This window comes from Anaerotruncus sp. 1XD42-93 (assembly GCF_009917605.1).
In the GTDB taxonomy this organism is placed as follows: Bacteria; Bacillota; Clostridia; order Oscillospirales; family Ruminococcaceae; genus Anaerotruncus.
The window spans coordinates 1-8,861 of record NZ_QZEG01000080.1; the positions used below are offsets into that span (position 1 = coordinate 1).

5 protein-coding genes are annotated in these 8,861 nt (G+C 53.3%); 4 read left to right on the top strand and 1 reads right to left on the bottom strand.

Annotated elements, in window-relative coordinates; translation table 11 throughout:
- On the bottom strand, window positions 1-365 hold a 365-nt coding region (locus D5269_RS16110), incomplete at its 3' end, for a LytTR family DNA-binding domain-containing protein (RefSeq protein ID WP_147408052.1).
- Between the two features lie 222 nt (window positions 366-587).
- Here D5269_RS16110 and D5269_RS16115 point away from each other — a divergent pair.
- The 4 genes from D5269_RS16115 (at window position 588) to D5269_RS16130 (ending at window position 8,367) form a co-directional block, all read left to right on the top strand.
- On the top strand, window positions 588-986 hold the full coding sequence (locus tag D5269_RS16115) for a hypothetical protein (protein ID WP_120487113.1): 399 nt from the start codon (window positions 588-590) through the stop codon (window positions 984-986).
- A 105-nt stretch (window positions 987-1,091) separates the two neighbouring features.
- Window positions 1,092-6,191, top strand: coding sequence for an S-layer homology domain-containing protein (locus D5269_RS16120; RefSeq protein ID WP_166545223.1), 5,100 nt, complete (start codon window positions 1,092-1,094; stop codon window positions 6,189-6,191).
- A 22-nt stretch (window positions 6,192-6,213) separates the two neighbouring features.
- On the top strand, window positions 6,214-7,437 hold the full coding sequence (locus D5269_RS16125) for a hypothetical protein (protein ID WP_120487091.1): 1,224 nt from the start codon (window positions 6,214-6,216) through the stop codon (window positions 7,435-7,437).
- Between the two features lie 612 nt (window positions 7,438-8,049).
- Entirely contained in the window at window positions 8,050-8,367 is a 318-nt protein-coding gene (locus D5269_RS16130; RefSeq protein WP_120487092.1) for a DeoR family transcriptional regulator, read from the top strand.
- Window positions 8,368-8,861 lie beyond the last annotated feature (494 nt).

An 8,861-nucleotide genomic window follows, 5' to 3' on the forward strand; every position in this document is an offset into this window, starting at 1 on the left:
CACCGGGTCAGGGCCTGTGCCAGCTTTTCATAGGAATAGGGCTTGACCAGGTAAAATGCCGCCGCCACATCGTAGCTGTCCACAGCAAATTCCTTGGTGGTTGTCGTAAAGATCAGCTGGCAGGCATCATCCTGCTCCCGGATTTTTTTCGCCGCTTCCATGCCGGTCATGCCGGACATATAAATATCCAGAAAAACCACATCAAAGGCATCCGGGGTGAAGCCCGCAAGCAGGGCTTCGCCGCTTTCAAAAACTGCCGGGGCCGGAACCAGGACAACCCCCTGCTCCCGCGCCCAGCGGCAGATCAATTCCCGCAGTTTCCCAGCGTCTGCCCAAAGGTCGTCTACAATGGCAATCCGCATCATTTTCGCCTCCTAACATAAAAAACTTCGTTTGTCAAGACCTATTATACCATATTTTCAGCGCCCTGGCCTACATCTCATGCAGATTTTTGACATCTCATGCAGAGCCTATTGACAAGGGGGGGGGGTAAAACGCTATCCTAATATTAACCGATTCCTTAAAGGGGTCGGTTTTTTTGATGCCATTTTTTCATTTTTTATCTGCTGCGGAAAGGAGGAGCCGGATTGAGGATTGCACTTTATAATGAAAACCCCGGAGAACTGAAAGCACTGGCAGGGCAGCTTGACCGGTGCGCCAGGGAACACCTGCGTTTTGCGGAGATCGTCCCCTATGCCAGACAGGAGGATTTTTGCAGCATGGTGAGGGACGGGCCGGACTTTGACCTGTTTGTGGTGGCGCAGGATGGCACGTTCAGCCTGGAGGTGGTGGAACTGCTGCGGGAGGAGCGGCCAGAGGCGCGGATTTTCTGGTTCTCTGACCTGGACTTTGCCCTGCGCGCCTACCGCTACAACGCGGACTGGTTCGGGCGAAAGCCGGTTGCTCTGCCCGCTATGCAGAAAGCCTTTGGGCAGTTTGTGCGCCGGAGAGGGCAGCTATTAGCGGAAAACGCAAATGCTTTGTAAGCAGCCCGTCCCAAAACCAAAAAGCGCCTGCCCAGGGCGCGGGACTTATCCAGGCACAGGGAATTGGGAACCACACATTTTTTCAAAATATCAGGAGGGCATTTTATGAGAAACAAGTTAAGGAGGCCGCTGGCGTTCCTGCTGTCTGCGGTGATGATCGTCACCATGTCGGGAACGCCAGTTCATGCGGTGGCAGACAGAGGACAGCCGGAAACCGGGCTGTGCGAACACCACACCGCGCACACGGACGATTGCGTCTACACGGAAGAAACGCCGGGAACGCCATGCGGCCACGAACACACAGAGGACTGCTACACCAAAGTGACCGAGTACGTCCACGAGCATACGCCGGAATGTTACCCGGAGGAAACAGAGGGCAGCGTATCGGACAACGAGGCTACCCCGGCAAATGCAGAGGAACGGGAGCCGGTAAACTGCCCACACATCTGTGATAAGGAAAGCGGCTGTGTTACGGAAAAATCAGACTGCCAGCATGAGCATGACAGCGAGTGCGGCTACACCGAAAGCACGCCGGGAACACCATGCACCTATGTGTGTGAAATCTGCAATCCGCAGGACAGCAGCGAAGCCGACGAGGAGCCGGAAACAGGAATCATCAAACAAGAGCATTGCTCTTGTTTGACCCTCTGTACAGAGGGTCAAATCAATCCTGACTGCCCGGTCTGCGGCGGGTCGGATGCCGGCCTGTCGGACTGCAAAGGGAAAGCTGCAAAAGAAGATGCAAAACAGCCGGAAGATACCGGCATCTGCAAGCATCATCAGGAACATGACGATGCCTGCGGCTACCAGCCGGAATCGGAGGACAGTGTAGGAAGTCCGTGTACTTATGAGTGCCGTATCTGCCCCATTGAGGACTTGATCGCCGCCCTGCCGGACAAAGTGACGGAGGATAACGCGGAGGATGTGCGGGCGCAGCTTGATAAGATACTTGCGCTTTTTGCGGAGCTGACAGAGGACGAACAGGAGCAGCTTGACCTCTCCCGCTGTTATGAGTTACAAGAGGCGCTGGACGGGGCAAAAACGCCCGTTCCTGCAGAAGAAATACTGACAGACGCTGTGGCGGAGATTGTAAAATCAGACGGCTCCACCACCTATGTGGGCAGTTTGGACGATGCGTTCAAAGCGGAAAACAGCGGCGCGGTGATTACACTGCTGGCGGACGTGGAGAGGACAACTAAACTCGAAATCAAAATTGACTGCACCCTGGACTTGGGCGGGCACACCATCACCGGCACAAACAACTCAATTTCCATTGTTAGTGGAACAGATGTGACCATCCAGGGCGAGGGCGGAATCAGTTCCGAACGATCGGACGCTCTTAGTGTGAGCGGAACAGTAAGGCTCAAGGGCGGAGTTTTCTCCGGCACAGACGGCGTTTTTGTAGAAAGTGATGGAGTTTTATATGTCAGCGGGGATGTAAAAATTATTGGGACTGTATTCTATGGGCTTTTATGTCACTCGGAAAGTGTTCACCTTTCCGGAGGTACATTCCAGAGTCCCGACCCAAGAAATATGATTATGCCTGATAAGGTGCTTAAAAATCTGCTGGAAAACGGTTATGCCTATTTCTACAACGGCCAAATCCCTGTTACGGATGATGGACTGAACGGGAATCAGTTCGGCTCTTGGGACTATACGTCTGTCATGGTGAAGGAGTGCAGTCATACCGGCGATGGCGTCTGTGAGTACACCCATACCTCTGGTGCCACGACCCATAAGAAAACCTGCCTTGCCTGTGGATTGGTGGAGAGTGCAGAGAAATGCAGCTTTGATGGGATTGGGAAATGCAGCTTTTGTGATGCTGTGCTGGCAGTCAGACTGGCCGCTGACCTGGCTTTGACCTACACCGGCACAGCGCAGACACCCGCTGTCACTGTTACGATGGACGGGCAGACGCTGACGGCAGGGAATAACTATACAGTAACCTACGCTAACAATGTCAACGCTGGGGATACGGCAAAAGCCACCGTCACCGGCACAGCGTTCGAGGGTACAGCAGAACTTCCATTCTCCATCGGCAAGGCCACTCCCACGGTTGAGTGGGAAAACGATGATGTGGAGTTGACCTACACCGGCCAGCCTGCGGACATCAAGCCGGCTGTGACGCTGGTAAACGGTGAAGCCTTTAGCGGAATGGTCACTTACACTTATGGAGTATATTCCGGCCCTGACCGGCCCGTCAACGCCGGGAGTTATACCGTCCAGGCCAGTATTCCGGAGCAGGAAAACTACACTGCCGCTAAGAGCGGCTGGATGATACTGACCATCAATAAGGCAGCAGCTCCCACCATTACCTGGCCTGCCGCCAATGGACTGACCTATGGGCAGAAACTGTCCGAGAGTACGCTGAGCGGAGGCAGTACAGAATACGGTTCCTTTGCATGGGAGAAACCGGATACTGTTCCAACCGCTGGAACTGCTGGACACAGCGTGACCTTTACGCCAAGCAATTCCACCGAGCAGAATTATGAACCCATCGCAACCAAAACGCAGGATGTGGATGTCACTGTGGCACAGGCCACTCCTACCGTCACAGTAGCGGTAAAAATGAGCGGCAGTGCAAACAGCCGGGTAGCAGACTTGATTATCACCGTTGCCGGCGCACAGAACGGCGCGGCTCCTGCGGGCAGCATTACCCTCACCAGTGATGGATTAAACGAAACCCTGACCTTGCAGAACGGGAAAGCGGCCTATAAATGGGAAAACCTGTCTGACAAGGAGTACACAGTCACAGCGGCATACAGCGGCGATACCAACTACAAGGCTGCTAACGGCCAGCTGACCTTTGACGCAGCGAAGAAGGAGCAGGCGGCTCTTGCCATTTCCCCGGTGGCAGCAAAGACCTACGGCGATCCGGCGTTTGGCCTCGACACCACTGGCGGCAGCGGCACTGGTGCGGTCAGCTTTACAAGCTCCGACCCGTCCATTATCAGCATCAATGGCAGCACCGCCACCATCCATAAGGCCGGAACTGTCACGATTACCGCAAGGAAAGCGGCGGACAACAACTACAATGAAGCCGTGGCAGCCATTTCCCTGACCATCGGAAAAAGACCGATTACTGTAACGGCAGACAGTTTTACCGTTGTAAAGGGCGCGGCGATGCCGACCCTGGACTATCAGGCAGATGGACTTGTGAACAACGATACCTTTCCGACAGACCCAATCATGACAACCAGTGTATCAGATACCAATACCCTTGGAGAATATGCCATTGTCATCAGCGGCGGCATACTGACCAACGGGGACAGCTACCAGATCACCTATGTAAACGGCAAGCTGACTGTAACGGACAAAATCCCCGTTCAATTAACCATAGCAGCAACTCCTGACTCTCTCGCTGGCGGTGGAACAGTAACGCTGACCATCAGCGGCCTGCCCTCCGGCGGAGAGGCAACGGTAAGCTGCTCTGACAGCAGTATCAATGTTACCGGCGGCGGAACAAGCTGGAAAGCCGACCTGCCTAACGAAACAGCAACATACACCTTTACCGCGAATTACGGCGGCGACGTCCAGCATAGCAGCGCAGTGGCAACCTGCACCGTCAGCGTGACTAAGCAAACCGGCGGTGGTTCTTCCGGCGGTGGAAACGGAAACTCCGGCGGTTCCGGCAACGGGGGAGGTTCTTCGTCCGGCGGCAACGGTTCTTCCAGCGGTGATAATGGTTCCTCTGGCGGCGGCTCCACGATTGTAGCGCGTCCCGACGAAACCAAGCCGGACACTCCTACCACCAGCCAGACCAAACCGGCAACACCGGATAAAAACGGGAATGTGGCGGTGGATAACGGCACTGTCCAGTCTGCCATCAACACGGCAAAGAACGATGCCAAAAAGAACGGCAATACCGCAAACGGCGTGGCGGTTGTCATTCCTGTCACGCCAAAAGAAGGACAGAACTCTTTTAACGTAACCATTAACGCCCAAACCCTGAACACCCTCGTCCGCGAAAATGTGAAGCGTCTGGAAATCAACATTGAGGGTGTGGTTGTTGGAGGGATGGACACAAAACTGCTGAAATGGCTGGATACTCTGTCGGCAAACGGGGACGTTATTTTCCAGGTAAAGAAAACAGACCCGTCCGGTTTATCCAAGGAAGCCAAAGCTGCCATCGGCACAAGACCGGTCTATGACCTGTCGCTGGTATATCTCTCCGGCGGGAAAGAAACGCCGATTACCGATTTTGGCGGTCATACCATCGCTGTCCGCCTGCCTTATGCTCCGGCAAAGGAGGAGCAGGCCGGAAATCTGTACGCGGTCTATGTGGATGGCAAGGGCAAGGTGGAATGGCTGACAAAATCCAGCTATGACCCTGACCTGGGTACGGTTGTCTTTGAAACCGGGCATTTCAGCATCTACGGCATCGGCTATAAGAACCCTGTCCCGGCCTTTACAGACATTAAGAACCATTGGGCTGCGGATAACATCATCTTTGTAGCCAGCCGGGGACTGCTCACCGGTACGGGAAACAACCAGTTCAGCCCCAACATGGGCATGACACGGGGAATGTTCGTCACCGCCCTGGGGCGGCTGGCAGGCATCGACCCGGACAGCTACAAAACCGGGAAATTCACCGATGTGAAAGCGGACGCCTACTACGCCCCATATGTGAATTGGGCAGCGGAAAAAGGCATTGTAAACGGCACCTCCGCCACCACTTTTTCCCCGGACACCAACATCACGCGGGAACAGATGGCGGTGATTATGGCAAATTACGCGAAAAAGCTGGGCTATGACCTGCCGGTTGCCCACGAAGCTGTGACCTTTGCGGACAACGCACAGATCAACGGCTGGGCGGCAAAGGAAGTCAAAGCCATGCAGCAGGCGGGCATCCTGGCGGGGAAAGGCGGCAACCGTTTTGACCCGAAAGGAACCGCCACCCGCGCCGAAGTCGCTACTGTCCTGCGGCGGTTTGTGGAGATCGTCATTGACCCGCAGACTGCCCAGGGCTGGATGCAGAACCACAGCGGCTCCTGGCAGTACATGAAAAACGGCAAAGCCGCCACTGGCTGGCTGCAAGACAACGAAAAATGGTACTGGCTGGACAATAACGGCTGGATGTTCGCCGGGGGCTGGAAGCAGATCGGCGGCAAGTGGTACTACTTCTATCCAGACGGCTCAATGGCGGTCAATACCGCCATTGACGGCTACACCATCGGCCCGGACGGGGCAAGGAAACAAAAATAATCAAAATAAAGGAGGAACATTCATGAACCCAAAAATTATCCAATTCCCAAAAACTGACCTATGCAGCAGCCTTTCCGCCATTGGAAAGGAAAACAACAAATATGTTGCCGCTGTAACAGCCATCGAAAATACGATGGTGACATTAAGCCAGATGTCAATGCCCCCAAAAACTGACTTTGCGAATGAGCCTAAGACATATGACCAGATTGCCGAATGCTACAAAAAGATTCAAAACCTCGCTGTCGAGTTCACCACAAAAATATACAGCGAACTGGAGCATTATCCCAATGCCTGCATCACATCCCTGGAACGCATAGACGCCAGCCTGAAAAAAGCCCAGGAAAAAGTGGATTTCATCATGAGCAATCCCAAACTGAGCGAAGATGACCTGTCATATGAGGTCAATTTGCTGACCCGCTATATGGATGCCATTGCGGAAGAAGCCGACGGGCAGATTGCCGACCTGAACATATTGATTGGTAATTTAGAGAAATTCAAGGAAAAAAGCGTACAGACGATTGAGGTCACGATGAAAACCATCCTCGATGACATAAAAATCGAAACAGAAGAATACCAGGCGGCTGAAAAAGCGCTCGGAGAAGCAAAAAAGGCGCTGGAAAAGGAAGTCAACGAACAGATTGCAATGCTTGTTGGCAGCGTAATCGGAACGATTGCGGCCATTATCGGCGCAGCTTTCCTTGTTGCAGTTTCCATTGCCACCGCAGGCGGCGCACTGGTAATCAGCCTTACCGTAGCCGGCGCACTGGTCGCGGTAGGCGCGACTCTTTTCGCCATCGGTTTCGACGCTTACAAGCTGGATTCCGCATTAAAAGAATTAAAACATACCACTGCAAAACTCGAAAGTTATGCAGCGGACATCCTGCTGTTCTCGCAATGGCATGACAACGTGGTTCAATGCGCCGAACAGCTTGACGGCATCCGGGAAAAGCTGGCCACCGTGCAGGATTCCTGGACAAAGGTAAAAAATGGCTTTGCGACCATCAGCGCCAAGGTCAAAAAGGCCAAAGGAAACCTGAGCAGCAGGGAATGGGAAGAATTAAAGTCTGTTTTTGATGCCTGCCAGGAAACCAGTGAAAAAACAAAAGCCATGCTGGAAAGCATGAAACTGGAAAACAACCGTTTTTCCGATGCAAAACTGTACGGAGGAATGACAAAGGCGCAGGTGGAGGAAGCCTTAAAAAATGGCAATCTGCTTACGTTCAAAGAGTGTATGCTGGCAATCTGAGTAATAGCGCCGGATAAAAAAGAATATTCAACGTAAACTGTTTTTTGTACCAAATGTATCAAGTCGCGAAAGGCGGCAAGGGAGCAGAAAGCCCTTGCCGCCTTTTCTTTTTTGCTTCTTTTTGCTGCATTATGCGGGGAGGTGACAGTTTGACGCGACCCTTTCGGTTTTCCTGATGCCGCCGGATGGCGGCATGGGCAGACTATATCTTATTTGACGTTCCATAATTTCAAAAAGGTGCAGGCAACCCTACGGTTGCCTGCGCCTTTTTTTCTTATCGACAATTTTCCGCAGCATCTTCTGTCCGATTTCGGAGGGTTCTGCGGAAAACGGTCGAAGAAAATCCGGCTTTTCCACGCTTTTATTGCTGTCCTGCCGGATTTTTTTGAAAAAAGCAAAAAAATTTTGAAACCGCATGGAAAATGGTATGCCGCCCGCGCCCCGCCCCTCTCCGGGAATCTGAAACCCAGCCCACTTTCAAATTTTCGGAGGAAACAAAATGCACAATCAAGCTGAAAAAATTTTTTTGAACTTTTTTCTTAAAGGGCAAGGTTCGCTTGCCCTTTACCAGATACCATTGGTTTCAGAGAGCAAGGGAAAGGGGGTGGACGCATGAATTATGCAGAACGGCGGGAAGCGATTCTGGAAGTGCTGTGCATAAGGCGGCACGATACATACCGCAACCTGGCATTTGAATTTCAGGTTTCGAGAGAAACCATCCGGCAGGATATAGCTGTCCTCATGTGTTCCTACCCCATTGAAACGGTACGCGGTCGGCATGGCGGCGGCGTCAAGATTGCGGACGGGTTTTACCTTTACCGCAAAAAGCTGACAGTACGGCAGGCTGCGCTGCTTGTGAAATTAAGCGCCCAGCTTGCCGGGGACGACCTCGCCACGATTGACAGTATTCTCCGTCAGTTTGCTCCCTAAGCATCTATCCATTGAACCTTGAAAAACAGCAGGACAGGCTCCTGCTCATAGCCAGTATGTAAGTGATTGCATCCTGCATCAGCCATTCCACGCCACGACTGTCTGCGGCCAGGGACAGCGAAAGGGGGTGAAAACCCTGCCCCTGCCCGTCAAACCGATAGCATCAAAGGCACGAGCGATACCGGCATGGCTGTCCGGCGCATGGCAGCGCCGCAGACGCGGGATGCGCCGCAAACACCCGTATCGCAGGGTAAAAGGGAGGTACTGTGGGACTGGTATGGGCAGCTTCGTCAACTGCCGCCGCCGTCTGTCGGTATCGCGCCAACGTGCCGTGTTGGGCTTACATACTCCCGTGCCGGGGGTGGGCAGTAAGGCGGTCATGCCGCCTGATAATACGGCACAGATTTCTGAGAAAGGCATCAGAGAGGAACCCGCGCCGGTCACATTCCCTCACAGAATGGGGGCGCAAAACAGACCGCGCGGGCTTCTCCTTT